Raw genomic sequence first — 16,676 nt, 5'->3', positions numbered from 1 at the left:
GAAAAAGGCGCAAAAAAGACCGAGTTTTTCATTGCATTTACGGCTAACAAAATTGTAGGATAGTTACAGTTTCATGATGATTTTTGTTTGTTTTATTACAAATAAGCTCAAGAAACGTCGGCGATATTCCATTCCTACCTATATAAACCACTATAAAATGTGGTTAAACAGAGGAATATCACTAAGGATTGTTTTTCTCACACTATATATTTCCTGTGAGAGACGGAAGGGATGCGAGTCGGTCAGCATAGATCGATTTAAATGGATAACAATAAGGATAGATGCAGTGCTGGGGCTTGCCTTGGCTTGCTTGTGTCCAACTGAACTGGAAGGATGTATCTATGGTTAATAGAGAACAAAGTTCGCAAGGTCTGTATACGCCAGAACTCGAGCATGACGCTTGCGGCATCGGTTTTGTTGCTCACCTCAAAAACCGTAAATCACACCATGTCGTGACTCAAGCCCTAGATATGCTAGCGCGCATGGAACATCGTGGCGGACAAGGTTGTGACCCCTGTAGCGGTGACGGAGCGGGTATTTTACTGCAGAAACCTCACGAATTCCTCTTAGAGGAAGCGGTAAAACTGGGAATTAAACTACCGTCATTTGACCAATACGGCGTCGGCGTCGTCTTGTTTCCAAGGGATGAGCACAAACGCGCTCAATGTCGTGATATTTTAGAGCGTAATGCTAAGCGCCTTGATCTTGATGTCCTCGGTTATCGTAAACTGCCAACCGACAACAGCATGCTCGGTGCCGATCCACTCAGTACTGAGCCTTATTTTGAACATGTTTTCATCTCAGCCGGTCCAGGAAGTACGCCGCAAGAATTGGAACGCAAACTCTACGTTCTGCGTAACTATACCGTTCGCGTTTGTCTCGAAAGCGTTTCTAATATTGGCGATGATTTTTATATCAACTCGCTCTCCTATAAAACGCTGGTTTATAAAGGTCAGTTAACCACTGAGCAAGTTCCGCAATATTTTCTCGATTTACAAAACCCAACCATGGTTACCGCCTTGGCTCTGGTGCATTCACGTTTTTCCACCAATACCTTCCCAAGATGGCGTTTAGCGCAGCCGTTTCGTTACATTGCCCATAACGGCGAAATCAATACCGTACGCGGTAACTTGAACTGGATGAAAGCACGCGAAGCTATTTTACAATCCAATCTCTTTACCCAAACAGAAATTGATATGCTGCTGCCGGTTTGTCAGGAAGGCGCGTCAGACTCTGCTAACTTTGATATGGTGTTAGAGTTATTGGTGCTATCGGGCCGAACTCTGCCGCACGCATTGATGATGATGATCCCCGAAGCGTGGCAAGAAAATAAAACCATGGATCCCAAGCGTCGTGCCTTTTATCAATATCATGCCAATATCATGGAACCATGGGATGGCCCAGCCTCAGTGTGCTTTACCGATGGCGTACAAGTAGGCGCAACCTTAGATAGAAACGGCCTACGCCCCTCTCGTTATACCGTCACTAAAGACGATTTTTTGATCATGGCCTCTGAATCTGGTGTGGTAGAAATCGATCCCGCTAATGTCGAATATCGTGGTCGCTTACAACCCGGACGCATTTTTGTCGCCGACCTTGAACAAGGGCGAATCATCTCTGATGAAGAAGTCAAAGATGGCATCGCTAACGCGCAGCCTTATGAAAAATGGGTAGAAGATAACTTACTGAGCCTAAAAAAGTTGCCTGAGGCCGATAACGTTCACAGCCAACCGTCACCGGAGCGTCTGCTCCATCGTCAGCAAGCGTTTGGGGTCAGCAGTGAAGAAGTCAACGACATTATCTTTACCTTAGCGGAAACCGGCTATGAGCCTCTTGGCTCAATGGGAGCCGACTGGCCAGTGGCGGTGCTGTCGCATCAGTCTCAGCATCTATCAAACTACTTTAAACAGTTGTTTGCGCAGGTAACCAACCCGCCGATCGATCCGATCCGCGAACGGATGGTCATGTCGCTCAATACCTATATTGGTCGTGATCAAAACCTACTCGCTGAATCTCCGGTTCATTGTCGTAAAGTCGAGCTAGAATCACCGGTGATTTCTAATGCCGAATTAGAAAAACTGCGCGCGATTGATAATGAGCACCTGCAAGCTAAAACACTGGATATTGTTTTTCAAGCCAGTGAAGAGCCAGGCAAACTTGAGCGAGCACTCAAACGCATCTGCCAATACGCTGAAGATGCGGTGATCGATGGCTATTCCATCATTCTCCTTACTGACCGCGCGGTAAATTCTAACCATGCCGCGATTCCAGCGATGCTGGCTGTCGGCGCTGTCCATCATCATCTGATCCGTAAAGGACTACGCTCTAAGTGCGGTATTGTGGTTGAAACTGGGGATGCGCGCGAAACTCACCATTTTGCTACCTTAGTCGGCTATGGTGCCAATGCGGTGAACCCGTATTTAGTGGTCGAAACCATTGTCGATTTGCAGCGTCGCAATAAGCTGGATACTGACGTTGAGGTGAATAAATACTTCGAAAACTATCGTAAAGGGATCAATGCTGGCCTATTGAAAATTTTCTCAAAAATGGGCATCTCAACTTTACAGTCCTACCATGGAGCACAAATCTTTGAAGCCTTAGGGATCAGTAAATCGGTGGTAGACAAATACTTTACTGGTACTGTTACTCGTATTCAGGGCCTAACGTTAGACGATATCGCCAAAGAAGTGGTGGTTCGTCACCGTATTGGCTATCCGATTCGTGAAATCCCGTTACAAATGCTCGATGTCGGCGGTGTCTATCAGTGGAAACAGCGTGGTGAAAAACACCTGTTTAACCCAGAAACCATCCATTTACTGCAACACTCTACCCGTAATAAAGATTATCAACAGTTCAAGCAGTATGCTGCTGCTGTCGATAGCCAAGGGGATAAAGCGGTGACCCTGCGTAGTCAGCTAGATTTTATTAAAAATCCAGCGGGTTCAGTTGCGATTGAAGACGTCGAGCCGGTGTCGAGTATTGTGAAACGCTTTGCCACTGGCGCAATGTCGTTCGGATCGATTTCTCATGAGGCGCACTCAACATTAGCAGTCGCCATGAACCGCCTGGGCGCACGTTCCAATTCTGGTGAAGGGGGTGAAGATCCCGCGCGTTTCGTTCGTAAAGAGAATGGCGATTGGGAACGCTCAGCCATCAAGCAAGTCGCCTCTGGACGCTTTGGGGTTACCTCTTACTATTTGACCAACTGCGACGAAATTCAGATCAAAATGGCACAAGGAGCCAAGCCGGGTGAAGGCGGCCAGCTACCAGGAGATAAAGTCGATGATTGGATTGGCGCAACTCGTCACTCAACGCCAGGGGTCGGCTTAATTTCGCCGCCACCGCATCACGACATCTACTCCATTGAAGATTTGGCGCAGCTGATTTTTGACTTGAAAAACGCCAACCGTAAAGGGCGAGTCAACGTTAAACTGGTCTCTGAAGCCGGCGTGGGCACTATCGCTTCTGGTGTTGCTAAAGCGAAAGCGGATGTAGTGCTGATTGCAGGCCATGACGGCGGCACCGGCGCGTCGCCTATTTCATCGATTCGCCATACCGGCCTACCTTGGGAACTTGGTCTGGCTGAAACTCATCAGACACTACTTAAAAACGGTTTACGTAACCGCATCGTGGTGCAAGCGGATGGGCAGATGAAAACCCCACGCGATATCGCTATCGCCACCTTACTTGGTGCCGAAGAATGGGGCGTTGCTACCGCCGCCTTAGTCGTGGAAGGTTGTATCATGATGCGTAAGTGTCATAAAAACACCTGCCCAGTCGGTATCGCAACTCAAAACAAAACCTTACGTGAACGCTTTGATGGCCGCGTGGAAGATGTGGTTACCTTCTTCCAATATATGGCACAAGGCCTACGGGAAATCATGGCTGAGCTTGGTTTTCGCACCATTGATGAGATGGTAGGGCAAGCGCAAAAACTCAAATTACGTGATGATGTGGGCCACTGGAAGTATAAGAACCTCGACCTTTCTCCCCTACTCTATCTTGAGCCAGCCCGTGAAGGTGATGGTATTTATTGCCAAAGCGCACAAAACCATAACTTGGAGCATGTCCTCGACCGTCAATTAATCCAGTTAGCGAAACCTGCGCTTGAACAAGGCTTAGCGGTTAATGCCAACCTGCCGATCATCAATACCGATCGCAGTACTGGCACCATGCTGTCGAACGAAATTTGTAAAGTCTACCAAGATCAAGGGCTACCTCAGCCTATGACGGTTAAATTTAACGGTAGTGCTGGGCAATCCTTTGGCGCTTTCTTGACCAAAGGAGTCCATTTTGAAGTCGAAGGTGATGCCAACGACTATTGGGGTAAAGGCTTATCAGGCGGTACGTTAGTACTCTATCCTAACCGCAATGCCAGCTTAATTGCCGAAGATAATATCGTGGTTGGTAACGTCTGTTTCTATGGCGCTACCTCTGGTGAGTCTTATATTCGAGGCTTAGCGGGCGAACGCTTCTGCGTGCGTAACTCTGGCGCTAAAGTGGTCGTAGAAGGTGTCGGCGATCATGGCTGTGAGTATATGACGGGCGGTATTGCGGTGATCCTTGGTTCAACCGGACGTAACTTTGCCGCAGGCATGAGTGGCGGTATCGCTTACGTGTGGGATAAAGCCGGTGATTTTTCACAAAAACTCAATCCTGAGCTGGTCGATCTCGACCCTATCGAAGCGGAAGATAAAGCGCTGTTAAAAGATATGCTGACTAAACACGTTCAATTCACAGGAAGTGAAGTGGCACAAACATTCCTCAACAATTTTGAGCAAAGCTTAGCGACAATGATGAAAGTCATGCCTCGTGACTATAAAGCCGTACTTGAAAAACGTAAGGAAGCCGCAGCGGCAATGGAAAAAGCGGAGGCTGTATAATGGGTAAAGCAACTGGATTTTTAGAGTTTGGTCGAGAACTGCCAAAAAAAATCGACCCTGCAGAGCGAATTAAACACAATCATGAGTTTGTGCTCAATAAAGAATTTGGTCACAAAATTAACCAACAAGCAGCTCGCTGTATGGATTGTGGGGTGCCGTTTTGTCATAGCGGCTGCCCGATTGGTAACATCATTCCAGAATTTAATGATGCGGTTTATCGCGATAGTTGGCAAGAAGCCTGGCAAATCTTAAGCTCGACCAATAACTTCCCTGAGTTTACTGGTCGAGTATGCCCAGCGCCTTGTGAAACCTCATGCGTGCTTGGTATTAATCAAGATCCCATCACCATTTGTAATATTGAGAAAACCATTGTTGAACGTGCTTATCAAGAAGGCTATGCCAAGCCCAAAACCCCTCGTGCTCGTACAGGCAAAAAAGTGGCTATTATCGGCTCTGGGCCGGCGGGATTAGCCGCAGCTGAGCAATTAAATAGCGCTGGACATCAGGTGACTGTGTTTGAGCGGGATGAAAAAGTTGGCGGTTTGCTGCGTTTCGGGATCCCTGATTTTAAACTCAGCATGGCCGTGATTGATCGCAAACTCGATCTTATGGCTCAAGCTGGGGTTGAATTTGTGGTTAATGCTCATGTGGGGGTTGATATTAACGCGCAACAGCTACGCCAAGAGTTCGATGCGATTTTGCTGACTGGCGGCTCCACCGTACCACGTGATTTACCGATCCCGGGACGTGATTTGCAAGGCGTTTACTTTGCGATGCAGTTCCTTGGACAAAATAATCGCCGCGCTAACAATATGGATCTTAAAGGTGAAGAGATTCATGCCAAAGGCAAACATGTGGTGGTCATTGGTGGTGGCGATACCGGTTCAGACTGTGTCGGTACGTCCAATCGTCATGGCGCGGCAAGCATTACGCAAGTCGAGATCATGCCAATGCCACCAGAAAAACGTCCAGCCAATATGCCATGGCCACAGTATCCGATGATTTTACGCACATCGACCTCCCATGAAGAAGGCTGCGAAAGACATTGGAATATTCTGACCAAAGAATTTATTGGCAACGAGCAAGGTCAAGTGACTGGGCTACGAATTGCCGATATTGTTTGGCAAGAGGCAGCACCAGGACAACGCCCTGAGTTTCGCGAAGTGGCTGGCACTGAGCGAGTGATAGCTTGTGATATGGCGTTTCTCGCGATGGGCTTTTTACATCCAGAACCACATGGTGTACTCGCGCAATTAGCGATAAAACTTGATGATCGCGGTAACGTGGCAACGGATAATTTTGCCACCAATCAAAAAGGGGTCTTTGCTGCTGGCGACATGCGCACTGGCCAATCACTGGTTGTACGCTGCATCAATGAAGGTCGTGAATCAGCCAGAGCGATTGATGCTTACTTGATGGGCAACACGCATCTTGAATCGATCAATGATTCTTTAATGTTATCGGCGTAAGCGCTTTATCTATACCCAAACAACTTAGCGTTGCAGGTAGGAAAGGGATATCTTAAACGGCTAACACCTTGTGTTAGCCTTTTTTATTGCTAAAAACATCGTCTCATTACTCAACCTTAACGGCCTTAGTCGTCAAACTAGAAAAATCATGACCTTAATAAATCAAAGATCGTCAATCAATCGTATAATTGGTTATCCTCAGCGACAAATATCAGCTATGCTCAAATTTTATTCGCTATAGGAAAATGTCGTGAAGCCATTCATTATTATTGGGTTATCACTCCTTATCATTGCTTGTAGCCGAGGCGTTGCATCGAATATGACCGACCGAACAACCGACCTTTGTGGGAATAAACCCAACTGTGTCTCGACGGAAGAGTCGAGAGAAAAATTTTCTGTGGCACCGTTTATCCTGCGCCCAGGAGTGACCCTTAGCCAAATTGAACGTATTGCATTAACCTTACCCGGCGCTGAAGTCGTTGAAAAAGAAGAGAATTACTTACGAGTGGAATGCACTACACGTGTATTACGCTTTGTCGATGACTTGGAACTTAAACTGCAGCATGATCAGTTAAAAGTTCGTTCAGAGTCTCGAGTTGGCTATAGCGATTTTGGCGTTAATCGCCGTCGAGTTGAAACACTACGTGATAAAATGACGGCTGCTGGTTTGCTACAATAGTCTATTCAGCGGTTTACCTTTCTGCTTCATCTCGATCAAACCTAGCCGAGCATGATAAACTGCAGTGATTTTTATCCAATGAAAAGAGACATGACATGAAAATTGGCATCATCGGCGCGATGCAACAAGAAGTCGCCATCTTAAAAGACGCTCTCGAACAACGCCAAGAAGTCAGTCAAGGTGGCTGCACCTATTACAGCGGTAAGCTGCATGGTGTTGAGGTTATCTTGCTTCAATCTGGGATCGGTAAAGTATCTGCGGCGGTTGGCACCGCATTATTGCTTAATCAATATCAACCAGATGTGGTCATCAACACGGGTTCAGCTGGTGGTTTTGATCCTAGTTTAACCATGGGCGATGTAGTGATCTCTACTGAAGTCCGTCATCATGACGCCGATGTAACCGCTTTTGGTTACGAAATCGGGCAAATGGCTGGTCAGCCCGCTTCATTTCAAGCAGATGAGAAACTCATGTCAATCGCTGAACAAGCTCTGCAAACCATGGACAACAAACATGCGGTTCGTGGCCTAATTTGCACTGGTGATGCCTTTGTCTGCAGCGAAGAAAAACAAAACTTTATCCGTCAACATTTCCCAACCGCAGTAGCGGTCGAAATGGAAGCGGCGGCGATTGCCCAAACCTGCCATCAATTTGGTGTACCTTTTGTCGTGGTACGAGCCATCTCTGATGTCGCTGATAAAGCTTCACCGCTCTCTTTTGATGAGTTTTTGCCGCTAGCCGCGCAAAGCTCTTCAGCGATGGTGCTAAAAATGGTTGAACTACTAAAGTAGCCTGTTGTTCATGGATGAATTATTCAAACCCTTTTATGCCAATGGTGCCCTACTCGTAATGTGGGGCGCTTTGTTATTTCATTGGCTATTGCCGATACCTCACGCTGCCCATCCGATTACCTTATGGCATAAATTTGCCGAAATATTGGCTGACAAAGTTAATAAACCGAGCAATTACCAACAAAGCTTAATTTCCGGCACGCTGGCTTGGCTGCTGATGATTATCCCTACCATTATGCTGTGCGTTGCTTTGCAGCCTTTGGTTTGGCATCCACAACTGTTTGAATTAGCGCTATTGCTGTTAGCTCTCGATTGGCGCAGTGCAGATAAACTTAGCCAGCAGATGAGTCAAGCACTGGCACAACCGGATAAACCGTTAGCTCGCCGTTTATTGGTGCCGTTTGTTAATCGTGAAACGGCGACGCTTTCCCCGGTCGGTTTAGGTAAAGCCAGTGTCGAAACCATCACTATGGGTATTGGCCGTAACCTGATTGGGGTTCTTTTTTGGTATGGATTACTCGGGGGGATCGGCGCATTTATTTATCGTTTAATGGTCGAATTGGCCCGTTGTTGGTCTCCTTCTCGTACTCAATTTCAGCCGTTTGGTTTACCGATCATTCGCGCTGTCGCGTTACTCGATCTTATTCCTCTGCGTTTATTTAGTTTACTGATCCTGATGGGCGATAATGTTAAATATAATTTGACGCAAACGCTCAACCAAAGTCGCTCTTGGCCGTTACCGGGGCCGGGATGGCTACTGTGTGCAGTCGGTAATAAATTACACTTAGCATTGGGCGGGCCAGCGATCTATGGTCAGCAAAAAGCGGTGCGCGCCAAAATTGGCGGGCGCATAGTGCCAGCAAGCCTTCATTTAGCTCAGTTACGCCAACTACTTACCCGTAGATTATGGCTTTGGCTTATTTTACAAAGCGTTATGTTACTGCTCGTTTATCAAGGCGTATAAACATGCCACACCGATTCTTTCTCTTACTTCTGCTCTCTTGGCCTTTTTGCACTCTTTCTGCTGCGGAAAGGATCATTAGCTTAGCTCCCCATGCCACCGAGCTGGTTTTCGCGGCCGGACTAGGGGATAAGCTGATCGCGGTCAGTGACTATAGTGATTATCCTGAATCCGCCAAAACTCTACCTCGAGTCGCCAATTATCAAGGGATCAATATTGAACGGATTCTGACCTTACAACCTGACTTGGTGATCGTTTGGCCTGAAGGCAATGCCATGCGTGAAGTGGAAAAATTGGCTCGTTTAGGCATTCCTTTGTTTTATTCTCATCCTAAAACACTGACTGATATTGCAGATGATATAGAGAAACTCAGTCAATACGCCAGCGATCCAACAAGAGGCATGCAAGCGGCCAATCAGTTTCGTCAGCAGCTTGCTCAACTCGGACAGAAATACGCTCACCTTGATAATGTGCATTATTTTTATCAATTAAGTGAGAAGCCCATCATCACCTTAGCGCAAGGCAGTTGGCCAAGTGAGATTTTCGCTTTTTGTGGGGGGGTGAATATTTTCCAACATAGCCCGTCCCCCTACCCTCAAGTCAGTATTGAACAGGTGCTACTCGCCAAACCAGAAGTCATCTTTACTTCAGAACAAGCGATGGCTCAAGGCACTATGTGGCAGCGCTGGAAAAACCAAATTCCCGCGGTAAAAAAAGGACAGATTACTAGCCTTAATGCTGATTGGCTCAACCGCCAAACCCCAAGATCACTGCTCGCCATTGAGCAAGTTTGCAATTATTTTGCCCAAATAGAAAAGTATTAACTAAAACAGCAAAAGTTGCATACAATGTGCTCCCATTCACTCATCCCAAATTAACAGGGAATGTTAAGCGAGCGACTCAACTTTGGATACTTCACTGCTCTACTTGATTGATATGTTTGGCACTGCGGTGTTTGCGATTTCAGGCGTACTACTTGCGGGGCGATTAAAGATGGACCCTTTCGGTGCGGTGGTTCTAGCCAGTGTCACTGCCATTGGTGGTGGAACCATTCGCGATATGGCGCTAGGCGCGACGCCGGTTTTTTGGATCACTGAGACCACTTATTTATGGGTGATCTTCGCGACCTGCTTATTAACCATGTTGATTGTCCGTCGCCCTAAACGAGTCGCTTGGTGGATACTGCCCGTCTGTGATGCGGTTGGCCTAGCTGTATTTGTCGCTATTGGGGTTGAAAAAGCACTGATCTTCCAAGAATCAGCGTTAATCGCCATCATTATGGGGGTAATCACCGGCTGCGGTGGTGGCATCATCCGTGATGTGCTTGCTCGTGAGATCCCGATGGTATTAAGAAGTGAAGTCTATGCCACCGCCTGTATTGTCGGCGGCATGGTACATACCACCGCACTCGCTTTAGATTATAACAGTTCGAGCGCTTTCCTATGCGGGGTGATTTCAACTCTCGTCATCCGCTTATGCGCCATTCGTTGGCACTTATCACTGCCGACTTTTGCATTGACTAAATAATCCCTCCATCACCAGTCATCATGGCTGGTGATGCTCCATACGCAAGCTTTGTGACTTTAGTAGACGACACCGCGATGGTTCAAGGTTACCATTAGCGACATCTATTCCCATTTGTCATCAACCTATGTTACTCGAAGGCATTGAAACCTTACTGGTGCTCAGCAAAGAAAAAACCATGAGCCGTACCGGTAGCCAACTCTATATCAGCCAATCGGCAGTCAGTAAGCGCATTGCTAACTTAGAAAAAAAACTCGGCAAAAAACTGATTGTTCCCGCGGGCCGACACATCAAATTGACTGCAGATGCCGAGCAATTAATTGCCAGCATTGGCCCTACGTTTAATGAGTTGCATGGTTTAATTTTCGAGCAGAAAACATTGGAAGACAATACGCTGCTGCGCATGGATTGCTCAGAGACTTTAGTCGCGGGTTATCTTGGCCAGACTATGGGGCAACATCGAAAACACGACCCACATTGGGTGATCACCACCAACCACACACCGCGAATTGTCGAAAATGTTCAGTCTGGCAAAGCCACCTTGGGCTTTTGTGCGGGGTATCTGCCCGCCAATCACGGTTTGCTGACTTTTCATTTAGGCGATGAGCCATTTACCGTGATTAGCCAAGCACCTCTGTTCTCACTGCCAAGCGAGCTGATCACTAATGATTTAGCCAATCCCGCCAATACCTACCAAGCGGCCATGCTGCACAAACAAGGTATTCGACCCGCGATGGAGATGGACTCTTACACCGCCGCTGCGCAGCTCGCACTCGGCGGTATGTTACCAGCCCTAGTACCACGTTCGATTGTCAGCACTCTAAAAATTGAGCCCGAGCACTGCTTTGATTTCGCTGAACTTACCGATCTGACTCGGCCAATTCATATTTGTCTGCGCGCCAGCCGCTATCGCAGCATTAGAGTCCAAGCATTGATAACAGCGCTGCATGATGCTGTTCCCAAAGCAGTTTTAACGCCATCAACATAGACATGGTGATCACTAGCGGGCGGATCCAACGCTGACCTTGGCTGATCACCACTTTTGCCCCCATGCGAGCACCGATAAACCCGCCGACCGCCATGGTTAAACCTATCTGCCAAATCGGTAAACCAGCGATTAAGAAGAAGGTCAACGCGGCAATGTTGGAAGTGAAATTGAGTACTTTAGTGCGCGCGGTGGCTTCCACCAATCCAAAATGGCCTAAAGCGACAAAACAGACGGTAAAGATTGAACCTGTACCGGGGCCAAAAAAGCCATCATAAAACCCAACCCCAAACCCGACCGTGAAAGCAAAAGCCGTTTCCGATAAGGGAGCGGAACCGGTATGATTTTTTGTTGCTGGAGCAAGTAGGAAATAGAGCGAGATGGCAATCAATAACACGGGTATTAAACTGGTCAACAAAGAGGCATCAATATATTGCACCGCTTCTGCGCCAAGTGCCGCACCGACAAAAGTACACGCAATCGCCAGGCGCATCGCTTTTAGACTCACTAAGCCTTGGCGGACAAAATAGAAAGTGGCCGAAAAGCTTCCAAAGGAGCTTTGCAGTTTATTGGTCGCCAAGGCTTGAGTCGGAGGAACCCCAGCCGCCAGCAAGGCTGGTAACGTTAGCAAACCACCACCACCAGCCATGGCATCAATAAATCCCGCAACGCCCGCCACTAAAAACAGCAGACCCAATACTTCCAGTGAAAGTTCCATTTCTAATCAACATCTTGAATGACAAAGCTTAACAGTATCACTACTCAAAATATCAAAACAGCGAAACACAAGACAACAACCTATTCCATTTATTCATCGATATAAGCTTGGGAGATCTCTGGGTATTGTAGCTGATAAAAAAGCCCGCTTAATTCAGCGGGCAATGAGGTTGTCTGATAAGCCTTAACGACTTACCTTAATTGTTATTAGGCTAAGCTGGCTTTGACTTGCTCGTGTAACTCTTGCACAGAGATGACCGATGCTTTCGCGTCAGCGGTATGTGACATACAGGTTGCAAATGCCGCATTTAACGTCGTGGTGTAGTTAACTTTTTCAGCTAGAGCACCACGGCGCAATACCTTTGAATCTTCAATCGCTTGACGACCTGCCGCGGTATTGACGATATAGGTGTACTCATTGTTTTTGATTCGATCCAAGATATGCGGACGCCCTTCATGCACCTTATTAACTAGGCGAGGGTTAATCCCTGCTTCACCGAGAATCACCGCCGTACCATGAGTTGCATCTAGCTGATAGCCAAGTTTGATCAACTTAGAAGCTAAATCGACCACGCGCTCTTTATCTTCTTCACGTACCGACAATAACGCACGACCACCATCAGGATACACATTACCACAGCCGAGCTCTGCTTTAGCGTAAGCTTCAGCAAACGTTGCTCCAACACCCATCACTTCGCCAGTGGAGCGCATTTCAGGGCCAAGCAATGGGTCAACACCAGGAAACTTATTAAAGGGCAACACGACTTCTTTGACCGAATAATAAGGAGGAATGATCTCTTTGGTAAAGCCTTGCGACTCAAGTGACTGACCAGCCATAACACGTGCGGCAATTTTTGCCAGCGGTGCGCCGGTAGCTTTGGATACAAACGGAACCGTTCGTGCAGCGCGAGGGTTAACTTCAATCAGGTAAACTTGATTATCTTTCACCGCAAATTGGGTGTTCATCAAACCACGCACGCCCAATTCAAAGGCTAACTTCTCAACTTGTTCACGCATCACATCTTGGATTTCTTGGCTTAGGGTGTAAGCCGGCAGTGAACAAGCAGAATCACCGGAGTGAACACCCGCCTGTTCAATGTGCTCCATGATGCCGCCAATCACGACTCGCTCGCCATCACAAATCGCATCGATATCGACTTCAACCGCATCGTCTAAAAAGCGATCGAGCAGAACCGGTGACTCATTCGATACGCTGACCGCTTCGTTAAAGTAACGACGCAGATCTTGCTCATCATAGACGATTTCCATCGCCCGACCACCAAGCACATAAGAAGGACGCACTACCAACGGGAAGCCAATCTCTCTTGATTTTTCAATCGCCTGTTCCATTGTGGTCACTGTTGCGTTTTCTGGTTGCAGCAACCCTAAACGCTCTACCGCTTGCTGGAAGCGTTCACGATCTTCCGCGCGGTCAATGGCATCTGGGCTAGTACCGATAATCGGCACTCCGGCCGCTTCCAAGGCGCGCGCCAGTTTTAATGGCGTTTGGCCGCCATATTGGACAATAACCCCTTTCGGTTTTTCGACGCGAACAATGGCTAACACATCTTCCAGTGTTACTGGCTCAAAGTAGAGGCGATCTGAGGTATCGTAGTCAGTAGATACAGTTTCAGGGTTACAGTTAACCATGATGGTTTCATAACCATCTTCACGCAGTGCAAGTGAAGCATGAACACAGCAGTAATCAAATTCGATACCTTGACCGATACGGTTTGGACCACCACCGAGCACCATGATTTTTTCTCTGTCGGTCGGCTGCGCTTCACACTCTTCATCATAGGTTGAGTACATGTACGCAGTATCGGATGAGAATTCCGCTGCGCAGGTGTCAACTCGTTTGTAGACCGGATGAATGTTGTATTGATCGCGCAAGCGACGAATTTCACTTTCAGCCACGCCTAATAAAGCCGAGAGACGCGCATCTGCAAAACCTTTGCGTTTCATTTTACGCAGTACATCGGCGTTTAGCCCAGCAAAACCGCCCGCTTTGACGTCTTGTTCCATCTTGACCAGTTCTTCAATTTGCACCAAGAACCAGCGGTCGATATTGGTCAAGTTAAACACTCCATCGACCGATAAACCGGCACGAAATGCATCGGCGATATACCAAATACGCTCAGCGCCCGCTTCTTTCAGTTCATGGCGAATTTTGGTCAATGCGTCAGGTGCATCAAGATCGACCATTTCATCTAAGCCATTCACACCAACTTCTAAGCCACGCAATGCTTTTTGCAGCGATTCTTGTTGGTTACGACCAATCGCCATCACTTCACCGACCGACTTCATCTGTGTGGTTAAGCGATCATTAGCACCAGCGAATTTTTCAAAGTTAAAGCGAGGGATTTTCGTCACAACATAATCAATAGTTGGTTCAAACGACGCTGGGGTCGCACCGCCAGTGATGTCGTTCATCAGCTCATCAAGCGTAAAGCCAACCGCCAATTTAGCCGCTACTTTAGCAATTGGGAAACCGGTGGCTTTTGAAGCCAAAGCCGAAGAGCGAGAAACACGTGGGTTCATCTCGATGATCACCATGCGGCCATCTTTCGGGTTGATACCAAACTGTACGTTCGAACCACCCGTTTCTACACCAATTTCACGCAGTACGGCTAGCGATGCGTTACGCATGATCTGATATTCTTTGTCAGTTAGCGTTTGCGCTGGTGCTACTGTGATCGAGTCACCCGTGTGAATGCCCATTGGGTCAAAGTTTTCAATCGCACAAACGATGATGCAGTTATCGTTTTTATCACGCACCACTTCCATTTCGTACTCTTTCCAACCGATCAGTGATTCATCAATCAACAGCTCGTTGGTTGGCGATAAGTCGAGGCCACGGCGACAAATTTCTTCAAACTCTTCTTTATTGTACGCAATACCACCGCCCGTTCCACCCATGGTAAAAGAAGGGCGAATAATACAAGGAAAGCCGACCATCTCTTGAACGCGGTAAGCTTCTTCCATCGTTTTTGCCGTATCAGCACGAGGACAAGCTAAGCCGATCGATTTCATTGCTTTATCAAAACGAGAGCGGTCTTCGGCTTTATCAATCGCATCAGCGGTTGCGCCAATCATTTCTACGCCGAATTCAGCTAATACGCCGTGTTTTTCTAGCTCCAGCGCACAATTCAATGCAGTTTGACCACCCATGGTTGGTAATACCGCGTCTGGGCGCTCTTTTTCAATGATTTTACGTACCACTTCCCAGTGAATAGGCTCAATGTAAGTCGCATCGGCCATCTCTGGATCAGTCATGATCGTCGCCGGGTTCGAGTTGACGAGAATCACTCGATAGCCTTCTTCACGCAAAGCTTTACAGGCTTGGGCACCAGAGTAGTCAAACTCACAAGCCTGACCAATCACAATCGGGCCTGCACCTAAAATTAGAATACTGTTAATGTCAGTACGTTTTGGCATCGTCTACTACTCCGAATTAGGCTGTGTGCTGTTTAATTAATTCAATGAAATGATCGAAAAGAGGTGCGGCATCGTGGGGACCAGGGCTTGCTTCTGGGTGACCTTGGAAGCTAAACGCAGGTTTATCAATACGATGAATGCCTTGTAAAGAACCATCAAACAGTGATTTGTGTGTTGCGCGCAGCGTATCTGGTAAGCTTGCTTCATCGACAGCAAAGCCATGATTTTGTGCAGTAATCATCACTACGTCACGCTGTAAGTCTTTAACTGGATGGTTGGCACCATGGTGGCCAAATTTCATTTTTACTGTCTGCGCACCAGAAGCCAAGGCTAGAATTTGGTGTCCTAAACAGATCCCAAATACCGGTAATCCCTTCTCTAAGAACACTTTAGTGGCTTCAATTGCATAAGTACACGGAGCTGGGTCACCAGGGCCATTGGATAAGAAAACACCATCAGGCTTCAGTGCCAATACCTCTTCGGCTGAAGTTTGAGCCGGAACAACGGTTAAGCGGCATCCTCGGTCAACCAGCATACGCAGGATGTTACGCTTGGCTCCGAAATCGTAGGCAACGACGTGATAAGGCAGTTCGCTGTGGTCTTTTGCTTCAGGAAGTCCACCTTCCAACGTCCACGAACCTTGTTGCCATGCATACGCTTCTTGTGTTGTAACCTCTTTCGCAAGATCCATTCCTTTTAAGCCAGGGAAATCTTTCGCTTTCGCTAACGCGAACGCTTCATCACAATGCTCACCAGCCATAATGCAGCCATTTTGCGCACCTTTTTCACGTAAAATGCGTGTCAGTTTACGCGTATCAATATCCGCAATACCGAGAATATTTTGTGATTTAAGATAGTCAGAAAGAGAAAGTAGATTACGGAAGTTAGAGGCGATAAGAGGGAGATCGCGAATCACAAGGCCTTGTGCATGAATAGAAGAGGATTCTTCGTCTTCAGAGTTGGTTCCGGTATTACCAATGTGGGGATAAGTGAGAGTAACAATTTGTTGAGAATAGGAAGGATCAGTGAGAATTTCTTGGTACCCCGTCATCGAAGTATTAAAAACAACTTCACCAACGGAAAAACCCTCTGCCCCAATGGACACTCCGTGGAACACTGTCCCATCTTCTAGGACCAACAGTGCTGGTTTACTCAAGACAACCTCCAGAATAAAAATGCATTAAATATAAATTAAATCGCAAATCTGCCTTCCTGTTCGCAGCGATACG

The 16,676-nt window shown here is 47.3% G+C and carries 11 protein-coding genes; 8 read left to right on the top strand and 3 right to left on the bottom strand.

Annotated elements, in window-relative coordinates; translation table 11 throughout:
- The first annotated feature begins 341 nt into the window (after positions 1-341).
- The 8 genes from gltB (at position 342) to FKN88_RS07125 (ending at position 11,295) form a co-directional block, all read left to right on the top strand.
- The gene (gltB, locus tag FKN88_RS07160) at positions 342-4,883 is read left to right on the top strand and encodes a glutamate synthase large subunit (RefSeq protein ID WP_306687381.1); all 4,542 of its coding nucleotides are present in this window, start codon (positions 342-344) and stop codon (positions 4,881-4,883) included.
- The gene (locus FKN88_RS07155; protein ID WP_154169089.1) at positions 4,883-6,352 is read left to right on the top strand and encodes a glutamate synthase subunit beta; all 1,470 of its coding nucleotides are present in this window, start codon (positions 4,883-4,885) and stop codon (positions 6,350-6,352) included. The genes gltB and FKN88_RS07155 overlap by 1 nt, the downstream gene beginning before the upstream one ends.
- A 319-nt stretch (positions 6,353-6,671) precedes the next feature.
- Positions 6,672-7,031: a DUF1499 domain-containing protein gene (locus tag FKN88_RS07150; protein WP_040904910.1), complete on the top strand. Its 360-nt coding sequence runs from the start codon at positions 6,672-6,674 to the stop codon at positions 7,029-7,031.
- A 95-nt stretch (positions 7,032-7,126) separates the two neighbouring features.
- Positions 7,127-7,822 (top strand): 5'-methylthioadenosine/S-adenosylhomocysteine nucleosidase, encoded by a 696-nt coding sequence (mtnN, locus tag FKN88_RS07145; protein ID WP_154169091.1) that lies wholly within the window; start codon positions 7,127-7,129, stop codon positions 7,820-7,822.
- A gap of 10 nt (positions 7,823-7,832) precedes the next feature.
- On the top strand, positions 7,833-8,786 hold the full coding sequence (locus FKN88_RS07140) for a cobalamin biosynthesis family protein (protein WP_306687380.1): 954 nt from the start codon (positions 7,833-7,835) through the stop codon (positions 8,784-8,786).
- A 2-nt stretch (positions 8,787-8,788) separates the two neighbouring features.
- Positions 8,789-9,607 carry a vitamin B12 ABC transporter substrate-binding protein BtuF gene (btuF, locus tag FKN88_RS07135; protein ID WP_217540925.1) on the top strand — a complete coding sequence of 273 codons (819 nt, stop codon included), beginning with the start codon at positions 8,789-8,791 and terminating at the stop codon, positions 9,605-9,607.
- An 82-nt stretch (positions 9,608-9,689) separates the two neighbouring features.
- Positions 9,690-10,310 carry a TRIC cation channel family protein gene (locus tag FKN88_RS07130; protein WP_154169093.1) on the top strand — a complete coding sequence of 207 codons (621 nt, stop codon included), beginning with the start codon at positions 9,690-9,692 and terminating at the stop codon, positions 10,308-10,310.
- 124 nt (positions 10,311-10,434) lie between these two features.
- Positions 10,435-11,295: a LysR family transcriptional regulator gene (locus tag FKN88_RS07125; RefSeq protein ID WP_154169095.1), complete on the top strand. Its 861-nt coding sequence runs from the start codon at positions 10,435-10,437 to the stop codon at positions 11,293-11,295.
- Here the strand turns inward: FKN88_RS07125 and FKN88_RS07120 are convergent.
- From FKN88_RS07120 to carA, 3 genes are all read right to left on the bottom strand, one after another.
- Entirely contained in the window at positions 11,225-12,010 is a 786-nt protein-coding gene (locus tag FKN88_RS07120; RefSeq protein ID WP_154169097.1) for a TSUP family transporter, read from the bottom strand. The genes FKN88_RS07125 and FKN88_RS07120 overlap by 71 nt on opposite strands.
- 206 nt (positions 12,011-12,216) lie before the next feature.
- Positions 12,217-15,447, bottom strand: coding sequence for a carbamoyl-phosphate synthase large subunit (gene carB / locus FKN88_RS07115; protein ID WP_154169099.1), 3,231 nt, complete (start codon positions 15,445-15,447; stop codon positions 12,217-12,219).
- A 16-nt stretch (positions 15,448-15,463) separates the two neighbouring features.
- Positions 15,464-16,603, bottom strand: a complete 1,140-nt coding sequence (carA, locus tag FKN88_RS07110) for a glutamine-hydrolyzing carbamoyl-phosphate synthase small subunit (protein WP_306687378.1) — start codon at positions 16,601-16,603, stop codon at positions 15,464-15,466.
- Between the last annotated feature and the right edge of the window lie 73 nt (positions 16,604-16,676).

The organism is Vibrio sp. 2017_1457_13 (assembly GCF_030851525.1).
GTDB classification, from domain to species: domain Bacteria; phylum Pseudomonadota; class Gammaproteobacteria; order Enterobacterales; family Vibrionaceae; genus Vibrio; species Vibrio metschnikovii.
This window is presented reverse-complemented; position numbering and strand designations above follow the sequence as displayed.

Bases quoted from the DNA above. Each gene is read 5' to 3' on its own strand.
- gltB (WP_306687381.1), top strand. From the start codon at position 342: ATGGTTAATAGAGAACAAAGTTCGCAAGGTCTGTATACGCCAGAACTC.
- FKN88_RS07155 (WP_154169089.1), top strand. From the start codon at position 4,883: ATGGGTAAAGCAACTGGATTTTTAGAGTTTGGTCGAGAACTGCCAAAA.
- FKN88_RS07150 (WP_040904910.1), top strand. From the start codon at position 6,672: ATGACCGACCGAACAACCGACCTTTGTGGGAATAAACCCAACTGTGTC.
- mtnN (WP_154169091.1), top strand. From the start codon at position 7,127: ATGAAAATTGGCATCATCGGCGCGATGCAACAAGAAGTCGCCATCTTA.
- FKN88_RS07140 (WP_306687380.1), top strand. From the start codon at position 7,833: ATGGATGAATTATTCAAACCCTTTTATGCCAATGGTGCCCTACTCGTA.
- btuF (WP_217540925.1), top strand. From the start codon at position 8,789: ATGCCACACCGATTCTTTCTCTTACTTCTGCTCTCTTGGCCTTTTTGC.
- FKN88_RS07125 (WP_154169095.1), top strand. From the start codon at position 10,435: ATGTTACTCGAAGGCATTGAAACCTTACTGGTGCTCAGCAAAGAAAAA.
- FKN88_RS07120 (WP_154169097.1), bottom strand. From the start codon at position 12,010: ATGGAACTTTCACTGGAAGTATTGGGTCTGCTGTTTTTAGTGGCGGGC.
- carB (WP_154169099.1), bottom strand. From the start codon at position 15,447: ATGCCAAAACGTACTGACATTAACAGTATTCTAATTTTAGGTGCAGGC.